The sequence below is a fragment of the Nocardia sp. NPDC059180 genome (assembly GCF_042754945.1).
Lineage (GTDB): Bacteria > Actinomycetota > Actinomycetes > Mycobacteriales > Mycobacteriaceae > Nocardia.
Map to the genome: position 1 here is coordinate 504,635 of NZ_JBHZBU010000002.1, position 24,165 is coordinate 528,799.

The 24,165-nt window shown below is 66.4% G+C and carries 28 protein-coding genes and 1 pseudogene; 10 read left to right on the forward strand and 19 right to left on the reverse strand.

Annotated elements, in window-relative coordinates:
- Positions 1–5: 5 nt before the first annotated feature.
- The 5 genes from pafA to dop form a co-directional block, all read right to left on the reverse strand.
- Complete coding sequence (gene pafA / locus ACFXNW_RS08320) at positions 6–1,364, reverse strand: Pup--protein ligase (protein ID WP_309138619.1); 1,359 nt, start codon at positions 1,362–1,364, stop codon at positions 6–8.
- A gap of 288 nt (positions 1,365–1,652) precedes the next feature.
- Positions 1,653–2,438, reverse strand: a complete 786-nt coding sequence (prcA, locus tag ACFXNW_RS08325; RefSeq protein ID WP_379416953.1) for a proteasome subunit alpha — start codon at positions 2,436–2,438, stop codon at positions 1,653–1,655.
- Positions 2,439–2,475: 37 nt separating this feature from the next.
- Positions 2,476–3,330 carry a proteasome subunit beta gene (gene prcB, locus ACFXNW_RS08330; RefSeq protein WP_379416954.1) on the reverse strand — a complete coding sequence of 285 codons (855 nt, stop codon included), beginning with the start codon at positions 3,328–3,330 and terminating at the stop codon, positions 2,476–2,478.
- A complete protein-coding gene (locus ACFXNW_RS08335; protein WP_014351559.1) occupies positions 3,327–3,521 on the reverse strand; it encodes a ubiquitin-like protein Pup in 195 nt (64 codons plus the stop codon). Before ACFXNW_RS08335 ends, prcB begins: the two co-directional genes overlap by 4 nt.
- Before the next feature lie 179 nt (positions 3,522–3,700).
- The gene (gene dop, locus ACFXNW_RS08340; protein WP_379416955.1) at positions 3,701–5,200 is read right to left on the reverse strand and encodes a depupylase/deamidase Dop; all 1,500 of its coding nucleotides are present in this window, start codon (positions 5,198–5,200) and stop codon (positions 3,701–3,703) included.
- Between the two features lie 101 nt (positions 5,201–5,301).
- On the opposite strand from dop, the gene ACFXNW_RS08345 reads away from it, so the two are divergent.
- A complete protein-coding gene (locus ACFXNW_RS08345; protein ID WP_379416956.1) occupies positions 5,302–6,492 on the forward strand; it encodes a DUF418 domain-containing protein in 1,191 nt (396 codons plus the stop codon).
- A gap of 7 nt (positions 6,493–6,499) precedes the next feature.
- On the opposite strand, the gene ACFXNW_RS08350 is transcribed toward ACFXNW_RS08345, so the two are convergent.
- Positions 6,500–7,000 carry a CGNR zinc finger domain-containing protein gene (locus ACFXNW_RS08350; RefSeq protein ID WP_379416957.1) on the reverse strand — a complete coding sequence of 167 codons (501 nt, stop codon included), beginning with the start codon at positions 6,998–7,000 and terminating at the stop codon, positions 6,500–6,502.
- Between the two features lie 335 nt (positions 7,001–7,335).
- Here ACFXNW_RS08350 and ACFXNW_RS08355 point away from each other — a divergent pair, with 335 nt between their 5' ends.
- The 3 genes from ACFXNW_RS08355 (at position 7,336) to ACFXNW_RS08365 (ending at position 9,556) form a co-directional block, all read left to right on the forward strand.
- Positions 7,336–7,629, forward strand: a complete 294-nt coding sequence (locus ACFXNW_RS08355) for a DUF6412 domain-containing protein (RefSeq protein ID WP_379416958.1) — start codon at positions 7,336–7,338, stop codon at positions 7,627–7,629.
- 95 nt (positions 7,630–7,724) lie between these two features.
- Positions 7,725–8,615 (forward strand): membrane protein insertase YidC, encoded by an 891-nt coding sequence (yidC, locus tag ACFXNW_RS08360; protein ID WP_379416959.1) that lies wholly within the window; start codon positions 7,725–7,727, stop codon positions 8,613–8,615.
- A 200-nt stretch (positions 8,616–8,815) separates the two neighbouring features.
- Positions 8,816–9,556 carry a class I SAM-dependent methyltransferase gene (locus ACFXNW_RS08365; RefSeq protein WP_379416960.1) on the forward strand — a complete coding sequence of 247 codons (741 nt, stop codon included), beginning with the start codon at positions 8,816–8,818 and terminating at the stop codon, positions 9,554–9,556.
- A 28-nt stretch (positions 9,557–9,584) separates the two neighbouring features.
- On the opposite strand, the gene ACFXNW_RS08370 is transcribed toward ACFXNW_RS08365, so the two are convergent.
- Together ACFXNW_RS08370 and ACFXNW_RS08375 are read right to left on the reverse strand one after the other, a co-directional pair.
- Positions 9,585–9,890: a hypothetical protein gene (locus ACFXNW_RS08370; protein ID WP_379416961.1), complete on the reverse strand. Its 306-nt coding sequence runs from the start codon at positions 9,888–9,890 to the stop codon at positions 9,585–9,587.
- 6 nt (positions 9,891–9,896) lie between these two features.
- Positions 9,897–10,052 carry a hypothetical protein gene (locus tag ACFXNW_RS08375; protein ID WP_379416962.1) on the reverse strand — a complete coding sequence of 52 codons (156 nt, stop codon included), beginning with the start codon at positions 10,050–10,052 and terminating at the stop codon, positions 9,897–9,899.
- 320 nt (positions 10,053–10,372) lie between these two features.
- Between ACFXNW_RS08375 and ACFXNW_RS08380 the strand changes: the two are divergent.
- The 3 genes and pseudogenes from ACFXNW_RS08380 to ACFXNW_RS08390 form a co-directional block, all read left to right on the forward strand.
- Positions 10,373–10,552: pseudogene (locus ACFXNW_RS08380) on the forward strand (helix-turn-helix domain-containing protein); the annotation flags it as partial.
- Between the two features lie 183 nt (positions 10,553–10,735).
- Complete coding sequence (locus ACFXNW_RS08385; RefSeq protein ID WP_379417380.1) at positions 10,736–11,608, forward strand: hypothetical protein; 873 nt, start codon at positions 10,736–10,738, stop codon at positions 11,606–11,608.
- 359 nt (positions 11,609–11,967) lie between these two features.
- The gene (locus ACFXNW_RS08390; protein ID WP_379416963.1) at positions 11,968–12,618 is read left to right on the forward strand and encodes a slipin family protein; all 651 of its coding nucleotides are present in this window, start codon (positions 11,968–11,970) and stop codon (positions 12,616–12,618) included.
- 208 nt (positions 12,619–12,826) lie between these two features.
- Here ACFXNW_RS08390 and ACFXNW_RS08395 read toward each other — a convergent pair whose 3' ends face one another.
- Positions 12,827–13,207: a nitroreductase family deazaflavin-dependent oxidoreductase gene (locus tag ACFXNW_RS08395; protein ID WP_379416964.1), complete on the reverse strand. Its 381-nt coding sequence runs from the start codon at positions 13,205–13,207 to the stop codon at positions 12,827–12,829.
- 64 nt (positions 13,208–13,271) lie between these two features.
- On the opposite strand from ACFXNW_RS08395, the gene ACFXNW_RS08400 reads away from it, so the two are divergent.
- Positions 13,272–13,772 (forward strand): NUDIX domain-containing protein, encoded by a 501-nt coding sequence (locus ACFXNW_RS08400; protein WP_379417351.1) that lies wholly within the window; start codon positions 13,272–13,274, stop codon positions 13,770–13,772.
- Positions 13,773–13,864: 92 nt separating this feature from the next.
- On the opposite strand, the gene ACFXNW_RS08405 is transcribed toward ACFXNW_RS08400, so the two are convergent.
- The 7 genes from ACFXNW_RS08405 to arc all read right to left on the reverse strand — a co-directional run bounded on the left by ACFXNW_RS08405 (position 13,865) and on the right by arc (position 20,174).
- Complete coding sequence (locus ACFXNW_RS08405; RefSeq protein WP_379416965.1) at positions 13,865–14,812, reverse strand: sigma-70 family RNA polymerase sigma factor; 948 nt, start codon at positions 14,810–14,812, stop codon at positions 13,865–13,867.
- Positions 14,813–14,821: 9 nt separating this feature from the next.
- On the reverse strand, positions 14,822–16,012 hold the full coding sequence (locus tag ACFXNW_RS08410; protein WP_379416966.1) for an NAD(P)/FAD-dependent oxidoreductase: 1,191 nt from the start codon (positions 16,010–16,012) through the stop codon (positions 14,822–14,824).
- Between the two features lie 134 nt (positions 16,013–16,146).
- Positions 16,147–16,824: a TIGR00266 family protein gene (locus ACFXNW_RS08415; RefSeq protein ID WP_379416967.1), complete on the reverse strand. Its 678-nt coding sequence runs from the start codon at positions 16,822–16,824 to the stop codon at positions 16,147–16,149.
- Between the two features lie 154 nt (positions 16,825–16,978).
- A complete protein-coding gene (locus ACFXNW_RS08420; RefSeq protein WP_379416968.1) occupies positions 16,979–17,293 on the reverse strand; it encodes a hypothetical protein in 315 nt (104 codons plus the stop codon).
- A 250-nt stretch (positions 17,294–17,543) separates the two neighbouring features.
- Positions 17,544–17,900, reverse strand: a complete 357-nt coding sequence (locus ACFXNW_RS08425; RefSeq protein ID WP_379416969.1) for an arsenate reductase family protein — start codon at positions 17,898–17,900, stop codon at positions 17,544–17,546.
- Between the two features lie 113 nt (positions 17,901–18,013).
- The gene (locus ACFXNW_RS08430; protein ID WP_379416970.1) at positions 18,014–18,154 is read right to left on the reverse strand and encodes a hypothetical protein; all 141 of its coding nucleotides are present in this window, start codon (positions 18,152–18,154) and stop codon (positions 18,014–18,016) included.
- 259 nt (positions 18,155–18,413) lie between these two features.
- Positions 18,414–20,174 (reverse strand): proteasome ATPase, encoded by a 1,761-nt coding sequence (gene arc / locus ACFXNW_RS08435; protein ID WP_379416971.1) that lies wholly within the window; start codon positions 20,172–20,174, stop codon positions 18,414–18,416.
- Between the two features lie 179 nt (positions 20,175–20,353).
- On the opposite strand from arc, the gene ACFXNW_RS08440 reads away from it, so the two are divergent.
- On the forward strand, positions 20,354–20,887 hold the full coding sequence (locus ACFXNW_RS08440; RefSeq protein WP_379416972.1) for a hypothetical protein: 534 nt from the start codon (positions 20,354–20,356) through the stop codon (positions 20,885–20,887).
- Between the two features lie 27 nt (positions 20,888–20,914).
- Here ACFXNW_RS08440 and ACFXNW_RS08445 read toward each other — a convergent pair whose 3' ends face one another.
- Entirely contained in the window at positions 20,915–21,748 is an 834-nt protein-coding gene (locus tag ACFXNW_RS08445; protein WP_379416973.1) for a tRNA (adenine-N1)-methyltransferase, read from the reverse strand.
- A 78-nt stretch (positions 21,749–21,826) separates the two neighbouring features.
- On the opposite strand from ACFXNW_RS08445, the gene ACFXNW_RS08450 reads away from it, so the two are divergent.
- Complete coding sequence (locus ACFXNW_RS08450) at positions 21,827–22,732, forward strand: RecB family exonuclease (RefSeq protein WP_379416974.1); 906 nt, start codon at positions 21,827–21,829, stop codon at positions 22,730–22,732.
- Positions 22,733–22,848: 116 nt separating this feature from the next.
- Here the strand turns inward: ACFXNW_RS08450 and hisG are convergent, their stop codons facing one another.
- Together hisG and ACFXNW_RS08460 are read right to left on the reverse strand one after the other, a co-directional pair.
- The gene (gene hisG, locus ACFXNW_RS08455; protein ID WP_379416975.1) at positions 22,849–23,700 is read right to left on the reverse strand and encodes an ATP phosphoribosyltransferase; all 852 of its coding nucleotides are present in this window, start codon (positions 23,698–23,700) and stop codon (positions 22,849–22,851) included.
- Positions 23,701–23,747: 47 nt separating this feature from the next.
- Entirely contained in the window at positions 23,748–24,011 is a 264-nt protein-coding gene (locus ACFXNW_RS08460; RefSeq protein ID WP_014351583.1) for a phosphoribosyl-ATP diphosphatase, read from the reverse strand.
- Positions 24,012–24,165: the final 154 nt, after the last annotated feature.

Sequence of the window (24,165 nt, forward strand, 5' to 3'; positions counted from 1 at the left end):
ACGCACTACATCGAGGCGATGAGCCTGTCGACCCGCTCGTCGACCGAACGGAACGGGTCCTTGCACAGCACCGTGCGCTGAGCCTGATCATTGAGCTTCAGGTGCACCCAGTCGACGGTGAAATCGCGTCCGGCTTCCTGGGCGGCGGTGATGAAATCGCCGCGCAGTTTGGCCCGGGTGGTCTGCGGGGGCGTTTCCACCGCGGCGTCGACCGCGTCGTCCTCGGTGACCCGCTTGGCCAGACCCTTGCGCTGCAGCAGATCGAACACGCCGCGGCCGCGCTTGATGTCGTGGTAGGCCAGGTCCAGCTGGGCGATCTTGGGATCGGACAGCTCCATGTTGTAGCGGTCCTGGTAGCGCTGGAACAGCTTGCGCTTGATCACCCAGTCGACCTCGGTGTCGACCTTCGCGAAGTCCTGCGCCTCCACCGCGTCGAGGGTGCGGCCCCACAGGTCGACGACCTGGTCGATCTGCGGATCGCGATCGCGGTTGCGCAGATGCTCGACCGCGCGGGCGTAGTACTCGCGCTGGATCTCGAGGGCGCTTGCCTGGCGTCCGCCGGCGAGCCGAACCGGACGCTTGCCGGTGAGGTCGTGGCTGACCTCGCGGATGGCGCGAATCGGATTGTCGAGGGCGAAATCGCGGAAGGACACGCCCGCCTCGATCATCTCCAGCACCAGCGAAGCCGTGCCTACCTTGAGCATGGTCGTGGTCTCGGACATGTTCGAGTCGCCGACGATCACATGCAGACGGCGATACTTCTCGGCATCGGCATGCGGTTCGTCGCGAGTGTTGATGATCGGCCGGGACCGGGTGGTCGCCGAGGAGACGCCCTCCCAGATGTGCTCGGCCCGCTGCGATAGGCAGAACGTGGCCGCCTTGGGCGTCTGCAGCACCTTGCCTGCACCACAGATCAGCTGCCTGGTCACCAGGAAGGGCAGCAGCACATCGGAGATCCGGGAGAACTCCCCCGCACGGACCACGAGGAAGTTCTCATGGCAGCCGTAGGAGTTGCCCGCCGAGTCGGTGTTGTTCTTGAACAGGTAGATATCCCCGCCGATACCTTCTTCGGCGAGTCGCTGTTCTGCGTCGATGAGCAGTTCCTCGAGAACCCGCTCACCGGCCCGGTCGTGGGTGACCAACTGGGCCAGGTTGTCGCATTCTGCGGTGGCGTATTCCGGATGCGAGCCGACGTCGAGGTACAACCGGGCGCCGTTGCGGAGGAATACGTTGGAACTGCGACCCCAGGACACCACCCGGCGGAACAGATACCGGGCCACCTCGTCGGGGCTGAGCCTGCGGTGTCCGTGGAAGGTGCACGTCACACCGAATTCGGTCTCGATCCCCATGATTCGTCGCTGCACACTATCGACATTACAGCCATGACCAGCCCTCGCGCGGGGATCGGAGAACCCGTATGTATACGTCTTGGCAACGATTTGGACGGTAATCGTTCGACGGCAAGGCCTCGTGGGCGCCAGATTTTTGGTTCGGGCCGTGCAGCAGCCACACAGCAACCCGACCTGTCGCCGTCGCGCCCGGCGGGCGCGTGGTGTCCGGTCCGCTCGCTCCATCCGTCGGACCGGGCTCTGAGCCGACTTCGGGCCGTACGCGACGGCGCTACCGTCGCGTACGGCCCGAATCAGCTGCTGCTACTTCTCGGTGGCCTCGCCCTCGCCTGCGGCCTCCGCCTGTGCTTCCGCTTCGGCCTCGGTGCCTGCGCCGGCTGCCGACGTATCGAGCAACCGCTCCAATACCGCCGTGCCGATCCGCCGGAACGCCCGGCGGGGCCGCGCCTGCTCCAGCGTGGCGACCTCGAGTGAGGAAACGCCGAGCACGCGCTTGTCCTTATCACCCTCGGGCAGTCCGGCCTGCAACGCCTTGACCGCGACGCCGATGGCGCCCGCGAGATCGAGACCGGGTTCATAGGACGCCTTCAACGCGGTGAGAATGGGCTCGGTGGTGCCGCCCATGACCACGTATTCACGTTCGTCGACGATCGAGCCGTCGAAGGTGATCCGGTACAGCACCGCACTGCGGTCCTGTTCCGGATAGGCCACCTCGGCGACACAGATCTCGACCTCGAAGGGTTTGAGCTGGTCGGTGAAGATCGAGCCGAGCGACTGGGCGTAGGCATTGGCCAATGCCCGGCCGGTGACGTCGCGGCGACCGTATTGGTAGCCGCGCAGATCGGCCTGCAGGATCCCGCCGCGACGCAGGTTCTCGAACTCGTTGTACTTACCGACGGCCGCGAAGCCGATCCGGTCGTAGAGTTCGCTCACCTTGTGCAGCGTCGCCGAGGGATTCTCGGCGACGAACACCACGCCCTTGTCGTAGACGAGAACGACGACACTGCGACCCCGCGCGATGCCCTTGCGCGCGAGCTCGGTCTTGTCGCGCATGATCTGCTCGGCCGACGCGTAGTACGGCAGCGTCATTCGCTGGCACTCCTTGCTGTGTCGTGCGGGAGGACCGTCATCGGGCCTCCTGCGCTGCCTCCCGGTCGGCGACGATGCCGCGGGCGATCTCCTCGAGCCTGGTGTCGGTCACCTCGAGCGCACCGTCGGCATTGATGACGATCGCCGTGGGATAGATGCCGCGCAGCAGATCGGGACCGCCGGTGGCGGTGTCGTCGTCGGCGGCGTCGAACAGCGACTCCACCGCGATACGCAACGCCCGGTCTTCGTCGATCCCCTTGGCGTAGAGCTTCTTCAGCGACGACTTGGCGAAGTTCGAGCCCGAACCCACTGCGGCGTAACCGAATCGCTCCTCGCTCTGCCCACCGACGACGTCATAGGAGATGATCCGGCCGACCTTGTCGGGATCGGTCGCCTCCAGGTCGTAGCCGACCAGCACGGGAACCACCGCCAGGCCCTGCAGGGCCGCGGGCAGGTTGTCGCGCACCATCTTCGACAGCTTGTTGGCCTTGCCGTCGAAGGTCAGCGGGACCCCTTCGATCTTCTCGTAATGCTCGAGTTCCACCGCGAACAACCGCACCATCTCCACGGCCATGCCCGCGGTACCCGCGATACCGGCCGCCGAGTAGGAGTCGGTGATGTAGACCTTCTCCATGTCCCGGCTGGCCAGCAGGTTGCCCTGGGTGGCGCGCCGGTCGCCCGCGATGAGCACGCCGCCGCGGAAGGTGACCGCGACGATGGTGGTGCCGTGTGGGGCGATATCGCGTGCACCGCCGCCGGGGATTCCGGCGGCGGAGTTCATCGCAGCGAATCCGTTGCTGGGCAACAGATCGGGTGCGTGCATGCGCAGATGTTCGGAGAAGGACGACAGGGCGTACCCCGGGTGGAGACGCAAGGGGTCACCTGAGGTCACTGGCCGCCTTTCTGCACGTAGGCGCGGACGAAGTCCTCGGCGTTCTCCTCGAGCACATCATCGATCTCGTCGAGCAGGTCGTCGGTGTCCTCCGCGAGCTTTTCGCGCCGCTCCTGACCGGCGGCGTCAACGCCCTCCGGGCCCTCGTCCTCGTCGCCGCCCCCGGCGCGTTTGGTCTGCTCTTGTGCCATGGCAGCCGACCTCCTGTTGTTTCACCACGCCCGGACCCTGGGTGAGCACCGGCCCGGTCGTGCGCAATGTGCGTGCTCGTTCTTCAACACTACCCAGCCGCACCGACACGTTGTCGGATTCGGTGAGTGTCGTGACCCGGCACCGGCCCGCGCACGAGTGCCGCGGGCCGGTCACAGACCTAAGTGGTGAGCTGTTGCACCAGGTCGGCGGCGGTATCGACGCCGTCGAGCAGCTTGCCGACATGCGCCTTGGTGCCACGGCGCGGTTCCAGCGTCGGGATGCGCACCAGCGAGTCACCGCCGAGGTCGAAGATGACCGAATCCCAGCTCGCGGCCGCGATATCGGCGCCGAATCGGCGCAGGCACTCGCCACGGAAGTAGGCGCGGGTGTCGGTGGGCGGTTGGGTCATCGCATCGAGCACCTGCTGTTCGCTGACCAGACGCTTCATCGAGCCGCGCGCGACAAGGCGGTTGTAGAGGCCCTTGTCCAGCCGCACGTCCGAGTACTGCAGATCCATCAGATGCAGTTTCGGCGCCGCCCAGCTCAGCCCCTCACGGTTGCGCATGCCCTCGAGCAGCCGCAGCTTGGCCGGCCAGTCCAGCAGGTGCGCGCATTCCATCGGATCGCGCTCGAGCAGATCGAGCACCATGGCCCAGTTGTCCATGACGTCGGCCACGCGCGGATCGTCGTTGCCTTCGCGATGAAGGAACTTGGCGACCCGCTCGTGATAGAGCCGCTGCAGCGCCAGGCCGGTGAGTTCGCGGCCGTCGGCCAGCGCGACGGTGGCGCGCAGCGTGGGGTCGTGGCTGATGGTGTGCACGGCGGTGACCGGGCGGGCCAGCTGCATATCCGACAGGTCCTCGCCGGATTCGATCAGATCCAGCACCAGCGCGGTGGTGCCGACCTTCAGATAGGTCGACATCTCGGCCAGGTTGGCGTCACCGATGATGACGTGCAGCCTGCGGTATTTGTCGGCGTCGGCGTGCGGTTCGTCGCGGGTGTTGATGATGCCGCGCTTGAGCGTGGTCTCCAGGCCGACCTCGACCTCGATGTAGTCCGCGCGCTGCGACAGCTGGAATCCGGCGTGGTCGCCGGACTGGCCGATGCCCACACGACCGGACCCGCAGATCACCTGCCGGGAGACGAAGAACGGCGTGAGCCCGACGATGATCGCGTTGAACGGCGTGTCGCGGTTCATCAGGTAGTTCTCGTGGGTGCCGTAGGAGGCGCCCTTACCGTCGACGTTGTTCTTGTACAGCTGTAGCCGCGGCGCGCCCGGCACGCTCGACGCGTGCCGCGCCGCGGCCTCCATGACCCGCTCGCCCGCCTTGTCCCAGATCACCGCGTCCAGCGGATCGGTGACCTCGGGCGCGGAGTATTCGGGGTGAGCGTGGTCGACGTAGAGCCGCGCCCCGTTGGTGAGGATCATGTTCGCCGCGCCCACCTCGTCGGCGTCGATCACCGGAGCCGGGCCGTTCATCCGGCTCAGATCGAATCCGCGCGCATCGCGCAGCGGTGACTCCACCTCGTAATCCCACCGGGTTCGTTTGGCCCGCGGCACGCCTTCGGCGGCGGCGTAGGCCAGCACCGCCTGGGTGGAGGTGAGGATCGGGTTGGCCGACGGCTCCGTGGGGGTCGAGATGCCGTATTCGACCTCGATTCCGATGATGCGCTGCATGTGCACGAGCGTAGGCGACGCGACCGACTGTCCGGATGTCATACCGATCGTGGTACTTACGGGGGACCCGTCCGCGCACCTGCCCGCGCGATAGTCGGAGCATGACCGAATCGCTGGCCACGACCACCTCCGCGACGCCGGCCACCCGGCCGCCGCGGCTGGTCGCACTCGATGTGCTGCGCGGGATCGCGATCCTTGGCACCCTCGGCACCAATATCTGGATCCTCACCAACCCGGAGGGGATCATCGGCTATATCAACGAACTCGGCTCGCCGGCCACCGACGGGTGGGACTGGACCGAACGGGTGCTGCAGCAATTCGTGCAGGGCAAGTATCTCGGACTGCTGACCATCATGTTCGGTATCGGTCTGGCGATTCAGCAGGCGTCGGCGCAGCGGGTGGGGCGGCGCTGGCCCGGCAAGTATCCGATCCGGGCTGGTTTGCTGCTGCTGGACGGCCTGCTGAACTTCCTGCTGATCGCCGAATTCGACGTGTTGATGGGGTATGCGGTCACGGGATTGGTCGTCGCGTTCATCCTGGCCACCTCGCCGCGTGCGCAGTGGCGCTGGCTGATCGTGCAGGCGAGCATCCATCTCGCGATGCTGACGCTGCTGGCGGTCGCCATGGTTGCCGGCGGTTCGGCAGGTGGCGAGCAGCGCACGCCGGAACCGCTGGATCCGAATCCCTATGCCGACGGTTCGTTCTGGGATCTCGTGCTGTTCCGGATGGAAAACGCGCTCACCTTCCGGCTGGAGACGATCGTCATCTTCCCGATGTCGATCGCGCTGTTCCTGCTCGGCGTGAAGCTGTTCCGGGCGGGCGTGTTCGCCTCGGAGGGCGCGCGGCTACGCAAGTGGCTGATGATCGTCGGGTTCGGCGTGGCAGCGCCCGTGGATCTACTTCTCGGACTCGTCGTGGGCGGCGACGCCGTGCTTATCACTCGCTATGGAATTGCGCCGTTCGTATCGCTGGGCATCCTCGCGCTGGTGGCGCATTTCTATCTGCACCGCCCGAAGACCGGCTTCACCGGCGCCCGACTCACCGAAGTCGGCCGCATGGCGTTGAGCTGCTACATCCTGCAGAACCTGTTCGCCTCGATCATCTGCTACGGCTGGGGGTTGGGCCTGGCCGCACAGGTCTCCCCCGATGCCAGGGTGCCGTTCACGGTCGCGGTCTACCTCGTCGTCGCGGTCATGATCGTCGGCTTCGCTCACCTGTGGCTGCGCCGCTTCGACCGTGGCCCGGTCGAATGGTTGTGGAACGCCACCTACCGGCGGCTGGCGGGCGAGTAGCACCGGCTCACGCCGAGCGACGGCTGCGATGGTCGGCGACGTGGACGCGATTCGAGCATCGGGTCGAGCAGAAACGGCGTCGACCGTTACGCGAGGTGTCGACGTAGACGGTGCCGCAGCCGTCCCGGGCACAGCGACCGATCCGGGTGGGGTCCGCACAGAACAGCTCCGCCAAACCGGCGGCGGTGTAGGCCTTCACCCGCTCGTCCACCGGCGCGTCGATCCGCGAGTAGTGCAGATGCGGGGCGCGGCCATCGTGCGTGGATATGTAGGGCTGGCTTGTCGTCTCGGCGAGCAGCGCGTTCAGCAGCTCCACCGACGGTGTGGTGAAGACCTCGTCGAGGCGGACGATCCAGCGGCGAAGTTCGGTGATCTGCCGGCCATCGAGCGGGGTGAGCGGCTTGTATTCGGCCTCGGCGAGCAGGCCGAGCAGGTCCCGGTCGGGCGGTGCGTTGACCAATTGGACGGCGAGTTGGGCGGCCGCGCCACCGTAAGGGTTGAAATGCACTAGACCATTACATCAGGCTGATGACATGACCGCTACCTGCCCTTCCTGCTCCTGGCCCACCCCCGGCGCCGTTTCCTCCCACGGCGCGGTCCGCTATCTCCGGTGCGTTTGCGGGCAGTGGCTCGTCTGCGTCGACGGCGCGATCGTCGCGACACCGGGCAGCGGAGGATTCGCCGGCAAATCGGTTACCCGCACCGATTCGCATGTCCACGCAGAACTCGGCCCCGCCAGCGACTCCGCCCGTCAGCGCACATGACGACCGCATCTGGTGGGCGTTCGGTGGTGCCTCCGTTCGACCACACCGAGGCACAACGCACCTCGGGTATCGTCGAGGCATGTTCACGCGAGCGCAGTTGACGGTGGGTGCGGTGCTCACGGCCCTGCTGCCGGCGCTCGTGCTGCTCACCGCACCCGTCGGTGAACCCGCCACGGTTTTCGGCACCGTGGCGGTGGTGCTGGTCGCCGCACTGGTGGCGACACCTTCGATGCGGTTGGTCCCCGTGCGTGTCGGTACCGCCGGACCTCCGCAGGCCGCACAACGCAGGCGCCGCGGTTCTTATCTGCGCCAGAGCAATCCGGACACCGCGGGACGCCCGCGACCCCGAGCACCCGGTTACGCGCACGCCTGACGGCTGCCCCCTTCGGGCGGTGCGTCGGCGTTCCCGCTGACCCGTCCCATTCGCGCGCCCGATGCGCGCGCCATTCAGTCAGGGGTGCCTCCGGCATGCTCGATTTCGTCTACTATCCCGTCTCCGCCGCGCTCTCGTTGTGGCACACCGCGGCCGCCGCCGTCTTCGGTTCCGGTTCGCTCGCTTGGATCGCTGCGGTGATCCTGCTCGTGATGACGTTGCGGGCGGCGCTATTTCCCGTCTTCCTGAAACAATCCCGCAGCCAAGCCGCCATCCGACGTCTACAACCCCAGATCGAAGCGATCAAGAAGAAGCACTCGGATGATCGCCAGACACAGGCCGCCGAAACCCAGAAGCTCTACCGCGCGCACGGTGTCAGCCCGTTCGCCGGCTGCCTGCCACTGCTCGGCCAGGCCTTCGTGTTCCTAGGACTATTTCACGTTCTGCGGTCCTTCGACCGCACCTCCGCGAGCGCACATCTCCCATTCACCGCGACATCGTCGCCGATGACGGCCGAACAGAATGCGCTCACCCCGAACTACGCCTTCGACGCCACCGACGTGCGGTCGTTCCTGGACGCCGACCTGTTCGGAGCCCCACTCTCGGCCACATTGTCCGGTCACCCGAGCCCAGCGGTGGCGGCTGTCGCGGTCATCCTGATGGTGATCGCCGCAGCAGCCACCCATTTCACCGCCCGCGCAGCCCTGTCCCGCCAGGAATCCCCCGGCTTGCCGTTCATGCGCACGCTGTCACTGTGGGTGTTTCCCGCAGGCGCCCTGATCGGCGGCGCGGTGCTGCCGATCGCCGTGCTGCTGTATTTCGTCACCAACAATGCGTGGACCTTCGCGCAGCAGCGCATCGTGTATCGGAAGGTCGATCGGGAAGCGGTGCAACGGGATACGGAAGAGTCTCCGGCGCGAGCCGACGCTGTTCCAACCAGTACAGGCCCGCGGCCCGGCGCACGCCCACAGAGGCGCAAACGCTGAGATCGGTGGCTTCGAACGCCACGCACCGAGAGCAGCCCAAATGGCTGGCACATGACCGATCCGCCGAAAGGAGATTCACCGTGCAGACTGTGTCCCCCAACGACAGCGTCGGAATGCCGACCCTTGACTCCGTCTCCATCGACCGCACCCGGCTTCCGCTACCGCGTGAAAGAATCGCAAGAATCGGATGAGGGGTGCCGTTGCTGTACGACACGACTGGGAAAACCTATTCGCGCACTCGCCGACCGGACCCACGGATCGCGGAGACGATCTGGCGCGCCTTGTCGGCGCAGTTGTCGGTGGCGAACATCGGAGCCGGGGCCGGTGCATACGAACCTGCTCAAACCGTCGTCGCAGTTGAGCCGAGCTCGGTGATGATCGCCCAACGCCCGCCCGGCGCGGCCGCGGCGGTGCGCGGGGTGGCCGAGTGTCTGCCGGTCGACACGAACGCCGTCGATGCCGCGTTGGCGGTGCTCACTGTGCATCACTGGACAGACCTCGAACGGGGGATCAGCGAACTGGTGCGCATTGCGCGCCGTCGCGTCGTGATCCTCACCTGGGACCACACCGTGATGCGCGAGTTCTGGCTGCTACGCGACTATTTGCCCGCAGCGGCCGCCACCGACGCCCGGCTGGCCGTGCCGCTCGACAAGCTCACCCGGCTACTACCCGGGCTTGTCGAGGTCCTTCCGGTGCCGGTCCCCGCCGACTGCACCGACGGCTTCGGCGCCGCCTACTGGCAACGCCCGCACGCCTACCTCGACCCGGAAGTTCGAGCCGGGATGTCGATGCTTGCCCTCACCCCACCACGATCACTGGCCGCCGGGTTGCAATGCCTGCGGTCCGACCTGCGCACCGGAACCTGGCGGACCCGCAACCACGGCCTGATCGACCGTGAAGAACTCGACACGGGATATCGGCTTGTCGTGGCAGACCTGTGACAGCCGAAATCTCCGCATGGTCCATGCTTCACCCGCGGCTCTCGACAGTGCACCAGCGGGCGAAAGATATTCGTGGCCACACTGTTTCGACGTCGCCGAGCATCATCAGATTGTGCAGCGTCATCGGATCCAAATGATCTGGACCTGGCGTGACCACGGCATCGACATCAGCAGCACGCACTTGCTCGGTCAGCGGGAGTATGGAATTTTCGTCCGGCCACACCAGGACGTATCCGAGTCTGCGCGCCAACGCCCGGATCTGTATCGCCTCCGCCTCCGGTTCGATGGACACATCCGGGTTGATCCACGCCAATGCTGTGGGGCGCTGCCGCATCGCCCCTCAGATTTCGTGCCCGCGCGGCGGGTTCGGCTCATCGCCGATCCCTCGCGGCGTCGCATCGTCCGATGGACCGCGATCCGGCCACGCCAGCGCGGCGACCGTCACCGCCATCAACACGATGACCAGCACCACCAGCACCACATCCCAGAAGGTCACAGCGATGCTCCGGTTTCGGTCAAAGGCCATCGGTGTCCTCGTGGATAGATACCAGGAGTGCGCCGGATGAGCCCCAGCGCGTTCGAGCGAATCTTCATGTAAAGCCCCCTGCTTTCAGCCCGAGTCAGGCCGTCGTGGATGGATCCGCGCACTGCAGTTGCAAACATCCGCGCTGCCGTGTGGGTTCGAATGATCGGAACCGATTGCACGGCACGCTAGAAGTCGAAGCTAGGCGGGCATTTTCGATCCTGGAACGGGTTGACGGTCTACACCCGTCTACAACGGTCCAAGAGTCGGCGGTAGCCGATAGTCTGGGCGTTGTGGATCGACGCGGCTCATCCGACGAGGCGGGGTTGACCGGTGCCCGATTGCGCTCCGCGCGGGAGGCTGCGGGCTTGTCGCTGGCTGCTATGTCGGCACGCGTGCCGTATAGCAAATCCGCGCTCGGCCATTTCGAAACCGGGACGCGAGTCGCCTCCGCAGAGGTGATCGGTTGGTATGACCGTGTGTGCAGCCCGGCGATCGATTGTGTGAGCACGGCGGCAACGGTGGGCCGCAATGATGTCGACCGGCGCAGTTTCTTACGTGGCGCCGCCTACAGCGCAACACTATCGGCGACTGGGCTGGTCGCACTACCTGACATCGCACGGCTGATCGCGATGAACGAATCAGCTTGTGTCGGCATGGCAGAGGTACATGCCGTGCAATCGGTCACCGATGCCTTCCACCGGCTCGATGAAGTGCGCGGCGGTGGTGTCGGCCGGACAGCAGTGGCGGAGTTCCTCGCCACCGATGTTGCGACCATGCTGCGGTCACGCTTCGCCGACGAGTTCGTCCGCGCACACGCGTTCAGCGCTGCCGCCGAACTCGCCTACCTCGCCGGATTCAAGGCCCACGACGCCGGAGCGGACGGCATGGCGCAGCGCTACTATCTCGCGGCACTTCGGCTCGCCGAGGAATCGGGGATGCCAGGACACGACGCGTGGGCGCTGCGCATCCTCGCTTTGCAGTCCACCGACGTCGGCGACCGCGCCTATTCGGTCGCGCTCGCGGAAAACGCCATGGCACGCGCCCGCACCAGGCTGGGACGTGATGCCCTATCGCTGTTCGCCGTCGCGCTGTCTCGATGCCACGCCGAGTCGGGCGATGCCACGTCAGCACGTGCCGTGCTACACCGCACCGAACCGGACATCACGCCCGAGATCACCGACGACATGCCTCGCTGGATCGCGACCTGGACTCCGAACAAGGCGATCACAGTGCATCAGGCAGCGAAGTCGTTGGAAGCCATCGGCGAACTCGCCGCTGCCGAGCAGCACTACCGGCTGACATGTGATATCTGGAACCCCGCAACACACGCCCGAGTACACGCTCTCGCAGCCACCGAGACCGGTCTCATCCGCTGGCGCATGGGCGACCACCAGGACGCAGCGTCCATCCTCCGCCCGGTCGTGAGGGTGCTGACGGCGGTGAATTCCGATCGGACGACCCGACTACTCGCCAAGGTCCGCGACACCGCACCCGAACTCCTGGTCGGTACCGTCGCCGAACACTGACCCACCCCACCTGGTCTCTGCCGATGACTCGCGAATCGGCACAACCCCCAGGGAAAGGCATTCGCGCCCACCTGCCGACTTCCGTACCGTATCTCCTACGAGAGAGCAAGGGGCGCACCGGAATCTCCGGAGCGCGTTCCCCGTGTCAGATCTTTCGTGCCTTTGGTGGCTCAGGCTTCGGTCTGACGGGTTCGATTCCCACATACGGTGTCCCCCACCCGGTCCGCTGCGGCGGCGTGGTCATGCGGGCTCCTCCGGCTACGGCCGGGGGAAGCCCCCGCCGCGTCGTCGGGACCGGGTGGGGTGACATCGGCATGCCAGAGGCTGGTTGAGGACACGACTCCGGGAGGGAGTGAGAAATGTATACGACGGTCATGGCATGGCAGCGCACGCTGCTCTATCGCGACGGGACCCTGGAGCGGGTGCTCGAGCCCGGTCGCCACCGGTACGACGCCAAGCGCTGCACGCTGGTCGAGGTCGATGTGCGGCCACGGCTGATGCACGTCACGGGCCAGGAACTGCTCACTTCCGACGGACTTTCGCTGCGTGCGAGTTTCGCGCTGAACTGGCAGGTCATCGACCCGGTCGCGTTCACCACCGGCGCGCAGAACTCCGAAACCGTGCTGTACGCGGCGGTGCAGGACACCGTGCGCGACGCCGTCGCCGCGCACACCCTCGACGAGGTGATCGCCGACCGCACGCTGCTCACCGCGGACCACACTCGGGTGGCCGGCGCGGTCGCCGAACTCGGCATCGAGGTCAAGAGCCTGCGCGCACGCGACCTGATGCTGCCAGGTGAGCTGCGCAAGGCGGCGCTGGAGACGGTGCTGGCCAAGGAACGCGGTCGCGCCGAGCTCGAGCGCGCACGCGCGGAGGCGGCGGCACTGCGGTCGCTGGCCAACACTGCACGTCTGCTGGAAGAGCACCCGGCGCTGCTGCGGCTGCGCACCCTGCAGGTGGCGGCGAGCCCGGGCACGCAGGTCGTGCTCGATCCGCGCGACAACAGCTGACGCTCACGCTGCTTCCCCGGTTTGTCGCGGCCGGGGAAGCAGTGGTCGCGTCGTGTGTCGGCCTGGTTCGACGGGCGGGGCGCAGTTCGGGATGCCGCCCGGCCAGTCGCGAGCGGAAGTAGCCCAGGCCAGTCGCGAGCACGACGACGCCCGGGTAAGTCGACGACCGGGATACACCTCGGTCGGTGAACGATCCGGCACGGCCCACTCAATCGACCGTCCTGGCCTCCAAGAAGTAGGGCACCGACATCCCGATGAGCGCCTGCCGAATGACGAGCGGCGCCCAACTCGCGGCCGCATCGTGACGGATCAGCGGGTCGGTCAGTGCCACCGTCTGCCCGTGGGTTTCCACCGTGAAATCACCTGCGGCGAGGACGTTTTTCACCCAGTCGACGTCGCGGCCGTAGGTGAGGGCGATGCGGTATTCGTGGCCGTCGGCGAACATCAATACCGGAGTCCGATAGCCGCGCCCGGACTTGCGGCCTTTGTGGACGACGATGCCCATACCGGGCGCATGCCCGGCGAACACCGAGGTCACCGGGTTGGTGACCTGCCGATTGAATTTCCCCAGTGCGCGCGGCAGCGCCATCGAGCCGATCCCTTCGTCGAGCGATCTACGCCGGACACGTTACTCTCGCCCCGTGTCTTCGGAGATGATCGCCGTCTACGACAGCACCGGCCGAGAAGTCGGTGCCGAGGAACGCGCGGTCGTCTACCGCGACGGACTGTGGCATGCCAGTGCGGGCGTGCTCGTGCGCTCCGGTGACGGCCGCTCGATCTATGTGCACCGCCGCACCGACACCAAAATGGTGTTCGCCGGTATGCACGACTGCATCGCGGGCGGTGTGGTGGCGCCGGCAGAATCACCGCGGCAGACCGCGGTCCGCGAACTCGCCGAGGAACTCGGCATCACACCGGACACCGACCCGACTCCCCTGGCCCAGACCTCCTGGGACGGCGAATGGTCGGGCCGCCCGATGCGCTGCCACATGCACCTCTACGAACTGCGCTATGACGGACCGATCCGCCACCAACCAGAGGAGATCGCCGAGGGCTGGTGGTGGCCTGAACAAACACTGCGGGAGCACTTGACCGATCCGGCATGGCCATTCGTGCCCGACTCCCGCCATCTGCTCCGCGGGATCCTGACCTGAATCGAAGAGCTGAGGTGATGCAGATCGCGTGGCGACCGAACAGTTCGACCGGGATCGCCACTTGAGCATGAAATCGATTGTCCGACAGCCGGTTACCACGATTCGATCAGCGGTAGGTCATGCTCTTGCCGACGCCATTCTTCCGTGAGACGAGCGAGTCGGTGCGGGGCCGCGATGCCGCACACCCCTGCGATCTTGTCGTCACGGATCTCCAGGATCGTCACGCCGACGACCCGGTCGTCGAGCGTGACGAGCATGGCCGGGCAGCCGTTGACCACGACAGCATGGATCGACGGCGAGCCACCGGCGAGTCGCCGCTTGGCCGCAGACGGTGTGAGACCGGCCCGCACCGCGCCGGCGAGACGCTCCGGGGTCGAGTACCGGATCAGCTTCCCGACCGGCCCCCGGCCCAGACCGGCGCCGTCGGAGATGCCGGTTGCGTCGTCGGTCAATAACGCGACGAGGCGATCGGTTCGGCCCGAGGAGGCGGCGACGACGAACGCCTCGACGATTCGACGTGCGTGAGCATGGTCGATGTCGGTGCCGTTGCGGGCAGCGGTGATTCGACGCCGGGCTCGGTGGGTGTGTTGTTGACTCCCGGACTCGGTGATGCCGAGAATCTCGGCTATCTCGGCGTGGCTGTACGCAAAGGCCTCGCGCAGCACGTAAACGGCCCGTTCGACCGGCGACAGACGCTCCATGAGAGTCAGCACCGCGAAGGTCACCGATTCACGCTGCTCGACGGTGGCGGCAGGGCCAAGCATCGGGTCGCCGTCGAGCAGCGGTTCGGGCATCCAGGCGCCGACCGCACGTTCGCGCCGCGCCTGCGCCGAACGGAGCCGGTCGAGCGCCAGGTTGGTGACGATCTTGGTCAACCATGCCTCGGGCAGCTCGACGTACCCCCGGTCGGCAGCCTGCCACCGCAGGAACGCGTCCTGCACCGTGTCCTCGGCGTCGGCAGCCGAGCCGAGCAGACGGTAGGCGAGCGAGGCCAGCCGATTCCGGTTGGCCTCGAAACGCGCCACGGTGGCAGCGTCCATGAGACGACTCTATGCGGCGACAACGTTGGGCGAGTGCTCTCGGTCGGTGACCAAACGGTACTTGTGGCTCGCCCTTCCTAAAGTCGGGTGACTCACGGCCCAAGCAGCGGTATTGATGATTGCCGACTTGACCCGGGCGGCCGTGCGGCCACACAAGGCCCCCGGCTTCGCACGCGCGTCGCCGTCGACCGGCTGGAGGATGCCGTCGTTTCGGCCGAGGCTGATGTGGTTGCCGACATATGTCATCGCGATCGGTGAGATCTTGCGACCGGTCAGGTCACCGATGATCGCGGCGGTCGCCTGCTTGCTGGTAGGTCCCGCGGAAGCACAGGACATCGGCAACGGACGACCGTATTCGCCGATCGCGAAGACGCTGTCACCGGCGGCGTAGACGTTCGGGTGCGAAACCGACCGCATCTGACGGTCGACCGTGACCTGGCCGTTGGGTTCTACCGCGAGGCCGCTGGCAGCCGCAATCGGGTGGACAGCGAAGCCGGCTGCCCACACGGTCGCGTCGGAAGCGAAGACAGTGCCGTCGGCGGCGACGGCACTCGTCTCTTCGACGCGCTCGATGGCGGTGTCTTCGTAGACCGTGATTCCGAACCGATCGAAGGCACACATCAGGTGACGACGGGCTTTAGGGCCAAGCCAGCCGCCCAGCTCGCCTCTGGTGGCGAGGCTGACTTGAAGTCCTGGACGGGATTCGGCGAACTCGGTGGCGGCCTCGATCGCAGTCAGATTGCCGCCGATCACCAGTACCTTCCCGACCTCGCCCAGCTCATCCAGGCGTGCGCGCAGCCGCAGTGCGGCCGGCCGCGCAGTCACGTGGAAGGCGTGCTCATCGACACCCGGAACACCGTGGGCGGCAGCGGTGCTACCGAGCGCGTAGAGGAGGGTGTCGTATTCGAGCCGGTCGATGCCCGCACTGTCGGCGACCGTGACAGTTCGGTGCTCGGCGTCGACGCTGGTTACCCGCGCCAGTCGTAGTCGAATGCCGGTACCCGCGAACACCTTCGCCAGCGGCCGATGGCGAATATCCTGCCCGGCGGCGAGCTGATGCAGGCGCAGCCGCTCGACGAAATCGGATTCGGCGTTGACGACGGTGATCTCGAAGTCGTCGGAGTGGAGTTGGCGGGCCAGGTATCCGGCGGAGAAGGCTCCGGCGTATCCGGCACCGAGGACGACGATGCGGTGCTGCATTGGTTCGCTCCTGTCTGGTTCTCGTGCTCCCTGAACGAGACAGCCCCCGATTTCCTGACAGCATTACTCAGTGACGTGGATCACCCGCTGCTCGCTCAGCGGGCCAACTCCATCCGAACCGAGCGAGGGTGCGCCTATCCGGAAGACACCGATGCCGTCCAAGAAGCGAACGCACTCGGGTTTCGGGTCTGCAGTAACACGCGGCCGGGACCCGTGAAGTCGAAGACCAACCCCTCGCCGGATTTCAGCGACTGAATGGATCTCCCCGATACCGCGCGCCGGATGGTGAAATTCATTGCCAGGTCGTAGGCGACGACGTGTCCGGTGTCGATCGTGATCGGCTCGCCGGGCTGTAGGTCGATGACGTCAATTGCGCCGAAGACGCCGACGACGACCTCACCCTCACCGTGCGCGCGCAGACCGAAGCCGCCCTCGCCGCCGAAGAGGTTCGCGAAGCCGCCCCATTTGCTTTCCACCTGCACGCCATGGGAATTGGCGATCCAGCCGCCACGGCTGATGAAGAAGGGGCGGTCGGGCTGGATGGTCAGCGGCAGCATGTCGCCGGGCAACGAGGGGGCGACATCCACCCAGCCACCCTGCTGCGGCGCGGTGAAGGTGGAGACGAAGAACGATTCGCCCGCCAGCACCGACCGTTTGATGCCGGCGAAAATGCCGCCGTCGGCCTTGGCTTGCAGGGTGACTCCCGCCGAATGCGCCACCATGGCGCCGCTTTCGACCCGCATCGGCTCGTTGCCGGCGAGGTAACACCTGGCGACCGCGGAGGCGGGACTGTGGCGCAACTGTACCTTCATGTCCGTCGACCCTACCGGCCGCGATGGGCGCAGATCGTCACCCTCGAGGCCGATTCGACGTCGTCATTGCGGCGTACGAACACTCGGCCGGAATGTTCGCGCCGAGGCACCGCGCTCGAATCGGAGCGCGGGCGCCTCGGGTCGTCGATGTCGATCAGTGCACGATTACCTGCCAGGTTTGCAGGGAGAACGGCAGATCGCAGCTGGTCCAGGACTGCTGCCCGTCGAAGGCGGGGTTGCCCCACCGTTCGTAGCTACTGAACCAGGACCACCACGCCCAGCAGGTGACCCGGACCTGATGCCACACCGGTCCGCCACACTGCGAGTAGGCAGCGGTGGCGCCGACGGGATTGACCGAACAGAACGCACCGGGTTGGGCCTGCGCGGGCGCGGCACCCAGAATTCCCGTCGCACCGATGAGGGTCGCAGCCGACGCGCTGACGGCGATTTTCTTGACGATCGAGTTCATGACAACCTCCAACCGGCGTGGGGCTCGACGCCCCGACCCGTTGCAGGCCCACGCTCGATCCAACCGGACCAGGACCTTCCCGATCCACGATGACATGATCTACATCACACATCATCCGGTCGCCGTTACAGCCGATCAGCCGCATATGGCATCGCCGCGGCTACCGATGCAGATCGCCTCCATCAGCGCGACTACCTGTACTGATGTCCAGCAGAACGCCGCAAGGTCCGCGCCCGACCCATGGGTGGCATCAATCCAGCGACCGCAGCGAATCCTCGTCTCTGGCAACGATCGCCCCACCGTTCGCGGTGAAGACAATGGGCCGCTGTATCAGTTTCGGATTAGCCGCCAGCGCCTCGATCCAGCGATCCCGATCAGCCTCGGTCCGGCCCCAGCCCGGAATACCGAGATCCTTGGCGAGCTGCTCGCCCGTGCGGGTGATATCCCACGGTTCGGCACCGAGCTTGGCCAGGACCGCACGCAACTCGTCGGCAGTAGGCGGTTCGTCCAGGTATCGGCGCACCGTGTATTCGGCGCCGTTCTCGTCCAGGTGCGCGAGCGCGGCACGGCTCTTGGTGCACCGCGGGTTGTGCCAGATCTCGGTCATATCGACAGCGTAATCCGCTGCGCCGGATGGTCCGCCCCCGATGGCACCTACAAAAAACGACAGAGCCGCGCCCCAGATAGAGCGCGGCCCTGTCGGCTCGTCGACGAGGCGGGCTACCCCGCGCTACCGCTGGAGAGCAGCTCCAGGATCGTCTTGAGCAGCACTTCGGCCAGGAAATCCGACGCGGAACCGGACATGGTGACTCCATTCATCTCGATCAGGCGCAACCCCGCTGCGCCAGCTATCTGAAGCATGAACGATTCACATCTCGTGTGCATACGGTTTCGCCGATGAACATCCAGGACATCGCCTGTGCTGCCACGCATCCCGGCGCCCGGCTGGCGTTATAGCTGGACACACGTCCAGTGTCATGCATCACATTACCCGACCCGCCGAACATCCGCGCCACACAGCGCGGCCGCGGCAACGAGTCCGGCAGCAGCGCGCACACCCGCCCACTGACGAGGAAGGGCCGCGCCCCCTACGGAAGCGCGGCCCTCTGCTCGAACCGGATTACAGGTACTGACCCGTATTCGACTCCGTGTCGATCGCCCGGCTGGCACTGGCATTCTTGCCGGTGACCAAGGTGCGGATGTAGACGATCCGTTCACCCTTCTTGCCCGAGATCCGTGCCCAGTCATCAGGATTCGTGGTGTTGGGCAAGTCCTCGTTCTCGGAGAACTCGTCCACGATCGAATCGTAGAGATGCTGTATGCGCAGACCCGGGTTGCCGGTGTCGAGCACCGCCTTGATGGCGTACTTCTTGGAGCGGTCCACGATGTTCTGAATCATGGCGCCGGAGTTGAAGTCCTTGAAGTACAGGACTTCCTTGTCACCATTGGCGTAGGTGACCTCCAGGAAGCGGTTGTCCTCGCTCTCGGCGTACATCCGGTCGACCACCCGCTCGATCATCGCGCGGATGCAGGCACCCTTGTCGCCGCGGAACTCCTCCAGATCGTCGGCGTGCAGCGGCAACTCCTCGGTGAGGTATTTCGAGAAGATGTCCTGGGCCGACTCCGCATCGGGCCGCTCGATCTTGATCTTCACGTCCAGACGTCCCGGACGCAAGATCGCGGGGTCGATCATGTCCTCGCGGTTGGAGGCGCCGATCACGATGACGTTCTCCAGGCCCTCGACGCCATCGATCTCGCTCAGCAGCTGCGGGACGACCGTGGTCTCCACATCCGAGGACACACCTGATCCGCGAGTGCGGAAGATCGAGTCCATCTCGTCGAAGAACACGATCACCGGGGTGCCTTCCGAGGCCTTTTCACGGGCCCGCTGGAAGATGATCCGGATGTGGCGTTCGGTCTCACCGACGAACTTGTTCAGCAGCTCCGGGCCCTTGATGTTGAGGAAGAAGGACTTGGCCTCCTTGGCATCCTCACCACGGGCCTCGGCGATCTTCTTGGCCAGCGAATTGGCCACCGCCTTGGCGATGAGCGTCTTACCGCAGCCCGGCGGACCGTAGAGCAGCACACCCTTGGGCGGGCGCAGCGCGTACTCGCGGAACAGGTCCTTGTGCAGGAACGGCAGCTCCACCGCGTCGCGAATCTGCTCGATCTGGCGACCCAGACCACCGATGTCGTTGTAGTCGACATCGGGCACTTCCTCGAGCACCAGGTCCTCGACCTCGGCCTTGGGGATGCGCTCGAACGCGAAGCCTGCCTTGGTGTCGACCAGCAGCGAATCACCGGGACGCAGCCTGCGGATCGGCGCGTCCGGATCGTCGAGGTCGTCGACCTCGGCGACCTTGGACAGCGGAGCCGACAGCCACACGACGCGCTCTTCGTCGGCATGGCCGACCACGAGCGCGCGGCGACCGTCATCGAGGACCTCGCGCAGGGTGCCGATCTCACCGACCGCGTCGAAGTGCCCGGCCTCGACCACCGTCAGCGCCTCGTTCAACCGCACGGTCTGGCCGTACTCGAGGGTGTCGGTGTCGATATTGGGCGAACACGTCAATCGCATCTTGCGGCCGGAAGTGAACACATCGACGGTTTGATCGTCGTAGGCGCCGATCAGGACGCCGTAACCACTCGGCGGCTGACCGAGCCGATCGACTTCCTCGCGCAGCGCGACCAGTTGCTGGCGCGCCTCTTTGAGGGTGTCCATCAGCTTCGTGTTGCGAATAGTCAGCGAATCGATGCGGGCTTCCAATTCCCGTGAACGATCCGGTGAATCCGCGAGTTGCCTCCGGAGTGCAGCCGCTTCGGCGCGCACCGCCTCGAGCTCTCTCCAGGCCGCCGAATCCGAATTCTCGATGGGGCTCATGTGCTGCTCCTCCCAGTCCCGGTCTATCAACGCTACCGGGCGCGAACCGTTCTCGCTGTCCGACATGGTTTCGTCGTGATCACATCTAGGCAGCGCCCGTCGACCGGAACGACCATGTTAGCCTGCCCTAACACATTACCGGTGAGCCTACTCACCGACTAGCCGAAAGGTTGCCAGTCATGCTCCTTCCCGTGAGGGCACTGCGCTTCTCTGTCGCCGCCGCCGCAACTGTCGCCCTGTCGCTCGGCATGACCGCCTGCGGTTCCGACGACGACAGCAGCGACACCGCCGCGACCAGCACCAGCGCGACCACCAGCGCCGCTGCCGCCGCCACCTCCGGCGCCGAACACGGTGACCACGGCACCGGCGAGGCCCCGACCCCGGAGACGCTGCAGGGTGTGCTCGACAAGTTGGCCAGCCCGGACGTGCCGACCGCCGAGAAGACGCAGCTGATCGTCAACGGCGAGCAGCGCACCGCCAACATCGACCAGATGAACGCCGCGCTGGCCGGCTACGGCACGCTCACCTTCGGCGTCGCCGATGTCACCACCGAGGGCAGCACCGCCACCGCCCAGGTCACCATCGGCTCCCCGAACGGCGCCGCCCCGCCCATGCCGCTGACCTGGGAGAACGTCGACGGCACCTGGAAGCTGTCGGATGCCAGCGGCTGTCTGCTGCTCGGCTTCGCGCAGGCGCCCTGCGTCCCTGCCTGATCCGGTCAAGGCCCGATGCCCCGGCCGTCAGCCCTTCGAGGGCCGACGCTGGGGCTTCGGGGTCACCGTGCCCTCGGCCAGCCTGCGGGCGCTGACCAGGAACGCGGTGTGGCCCTGCATCCGGTGCTCGGGCCGCACCGCAAGCCCCACCACATGCCAACCGCGCACCATCGACTCCCACGACCGCGGCTCGGTCCAGCATTGTTGCTCGCGCAGCGTTTCGACGATCTTCGACAGCTGCGTCACGGTCGCCACGTAGACGATCAGCACGCCCCCGGGGACCAGCGCCTTGGACACCGCGGGCAGCGCGTCCCAGGGTGCGAGCATGTCGAGTACCACCCGGTCGACGGGCGGGCCGTCGTAGTTCGCGACGTCACCGACGGTCAGCGACCAGTTCGCCGGACGTTCGCCGAAGAAGGTCTCCACATTGCGCACGGCGTGCTCGGCGTGGTCCTCGCGGATCTCGTAGGACACCACCTCGCCCTCGGGGCCGACCGCCCGCAGCAGCGAGCAGGTGAGCGCGCCGGAGCCCGCACCTGCCTCGAGCACGCGCGCGCCGGGGAACATATCGCCTTCGTGCACGATCTGGGCGGCGTCTTTGGGGTAGATCACCGCCGCGCCGCGCGGCATCGACAGCACGTAATCGACCAGCAGCGGTCGCAGCGCCAGATACGGGGTGCCGTTGGTGGAGGTCACCACGGTGCCCTCGTCGGTGCCGATCAGATCGTCGTGCTTGATCCCGCCTCGATGGGTGTGGAACTCTTTGCCCGGCTCCAGGAGCACGGTGTACAACCTGCCCTTGGCATCGGTCAGCTGCACCCGGTCACCGATGGTGAATGGCCCGGTCCGTCTGGCCGTCATTGATCTCCGTTCCGCGAAATGTCACTGTCGCTGCCGTCTCCGAGCACCGTGTCGGTGCCGCCGGATAGCCTGCCAGGTATGCCAGCACCCGCGACCACGCCCCCTGCCGACGCCGAACCGGCGCGCGGCTCCGATCCGGCGCGGCCCCGCTCGCGTCCGGCGCTGTCGCCTTCCCGGGCAATGGATTTCAAGCAATGTCCGCTGAAGTACCGCTTCCGTGCGATCGATCGGATTCCGGAGCCGCCCGGTCGTCACGCCGTCCGTGGCACCGTCGTGCACGCGGTGCTGGAAGATCTCTACGGGTTGCCCGCCGCGCAGCGGTTACCCGACCGCGCCGAGGCCTTGGCGGGTGGCGCCTGGGCGCGGGTACTGAGCGAGCGTCCCGAGGTGGCCGAGCTGATCGCCGATGGCGAGCTCGAGGTTTTCCTCGACGAGGTGCGTGCACTGGTGCGCACCTATTACCGCTTGGAGGATCCGACCGGGTTCGATCCCGAGTCGTGTGAGTCCCGCGTCGAGGTCGAACTACCCGACGGTGTGCTGTTGCGCGGGTTCGTCGACCGGATCGATGTGGCGCCCACGGGCGAGCTGCGGGTGGTGGACTACAAGACCGGGCGCGCGCCGGGCCTCACGCAGGAGACCAAGGCGCTGTTCCAGCTGAAGTTCTACGCGCTGGTCATGCTGCGCACCCGCGGCATCGTCCCGGCCCAGCTGCGGCTGATCTACCTGGCCGACGAGCAGATCCTCACCTACACCCCCGACGAGGAAGAACTCACCCGTTTCGAGCGCACGCTCGCGGCACTGTGGCAGGCCATCCGGGAAGCGGGCCGCACCGGGGATTTCCCGCCCACCACGGGTTGGCTGTGCAGGTACTGCGATTTCAAGCACCTGTGCCCCGAATTCGGCGGCACGCCACCGCCGTATCCCGGCTGGCCGGACGAGGCCGAATCTCCCGAGCAGACCTTCGCCGAATCGGTCGCCGACTGATACGGGTGTGCCCTGAATCCTGCCGCCGGGCAGCGGGATTCAGGGCACATCGGGTCGTATCATGCGATGCCGGTCGAGCCGATCATGCCGCCGGGACCGGCTGTCCGTTCCAGACCTCAGAAAGCCCGGCAGGACCGGATATCGGTGGCGAGGATCGCCTTCGCGCCTAGATCGGCGAGCTGGTCCATCACCGAGTTGCCCAGCTTGCGCGGCACCAGCGCGCGGACCGCGACCCAGTCGGGGTCGGTCAGCGGCGAGACGGTCGGCGATTCCAGGCCGGGGGTGATCTGGGCGGCCTGATCGAGCAGGACCCTGGGGCAGTCGTAGTCCAGCATCAGGTACTGCTGGGCGAACACGACGCCCTTGACCCGGTCGATGAGCTGGTTGCGAGCCCGGTCGTCGCGATCGGCGCCCTCGCGCTCGATCAGCACGCCCTCCGAATCGCACAGCGATTCACCGAAGGCGACCAGGTTGTGCTGACGCAGGGTGCGCCCGGAACCAACCACGTCGGCGATCGCATCGGCGACGCCGAGCTGGATGGAGATCTCCACCGCGCCGTCGAGCCGGATGACCTCGGCCTCGATGCCGCGCTTGGCCAGATCCGCCAGCACGAGATTCGGGTACGAGGTGGCGATGCGCTTGTCGGCGAGGTCTTCGACGGTCCAGTCGCGCCCGGCCGGAGCGGCGTAGCGGAAGGTGGAACCGCCGAAACCGAGACCGAGCCGCTCGGTGACCGGTGCGGCGGAGTCGAGCGCCAGATCGCGACCGGTGATGCCCAGATCGAGTTCACCCGATCCGACGTAGATGGCGATGTCCTTGGGCCGCAGGAAGAAGAACTCCACCTGGTTGGACAGATCGAGGACGGTCAGATCGCGGGAATCGGTGCGTTTGCGGTATCCGGCCTCGGACAGGATCGACACGGCCGATTCGGAGAGTGCGCCTTTATTGGGGACTGCGACGCGCAGCATGGGATGGTCCTTTCGGGAGGGGGAACGACTGCGGATTCAGGCGGTCGTCACAGATGTCGGTAGACATCCTCGAGCCGCAGTCCACGGCCCACCATCAGCACCTGCACCCAGTACAGCAGCTGCGAGATCTCCTCGGCGAGCGATTCGTCGCTCTCGTGTTCGGCGGCCAGCCACACCTCACCGGCCTCTTCGAGCACCTTCTTGCCCTGGGTATGCACGCCCGCGTCCAGCGCGGCCACCGTCCCCGACCCCTCGGGGCGGGTAACGGCACGATCCTGGAGCTCGGCGAACAGGGCCTCGAAAGTCTTCACAGGGGGTTATTGTTTCAGACCCCCGCAAACCGTTTCCGGTCGAGTGGTGGGGGGGGGGGGGGCGGGCCCCCCCCCCCCCCCCCCCCCCCCCCCAACACCAAGAAAACACCCCACAAACCCCAAAAAAAAAGATAAGAGGGGTGGGTGTGAGAAA